The 663-nt window shown below is 37.9% G+C and carries 1 protein-coding gene; it reads left to right on the forward strand.

The annotated features are described in order from the left end of the window. A partial coding sequence (locus tag ACUNWD_RS20770; RefSeq protein ID WP_445589789.1) for an IS3 family transposase occupies positions 1–635 on the forward strand: 635 nt, incomplete at its 5' end. Positions 636–663 lie beyond the last annotated feature (28 nt).

Raw genomic sequence — 663 nt, forward strand, 5'->3', positions numbered from 1 at the left:
TGATAAGAAAACGCAAACGAATGCATATCACAACCAATTCAAATCACTGGTTCCGAAAATATCCGAACCTGATAAAAGGCTTTAAGCCATCCAGACCCAACCAGTTATGGGTGAGTGATATTACTTATATTCGCACTGATCAGGGATTTTTATACCTATTCCTAATAACCGATGCATATTCCAGACGAATAGTAGGCTACAGGTTAGCTGAAAACATGGACAGCAACCATGCTGTCAACTCTCTTCAGGATGCCATTAGAAACAGCTGTCAACCTCTGAACGGACTAATTCATCATTCCGACAGGGGACTTCAATACTGTAGTCATCCTTATGTCAACACCTTAAAACAGCATCAAATAGCCATTAGTATGACAGAAAGTGGTGACCCGTTAGATAATGCAATTGCAGAACGGGTTAACGGCATCCTTAAAGATGAATACATTAATAGGGTGGTTGAACAATCCGGTACTGTCACAAAAGCAAAGCTGGATCAGATCATCAGTAAGTACAACAACCAAAGACCTCACTTGAGTTGCGATATGTTTACTCCTACACAGGTGCACTTAATTAAAGATTTAACCATCAAAAAAAGATGGAAGAATTATTATAAAAAACAGATAAATTTGAATATATAACCTGTAAACTTTTTTTAGGACGAGTCAA

This window comes from Sunxiuqinia sp. A32 (assembly GCF_052690465.1).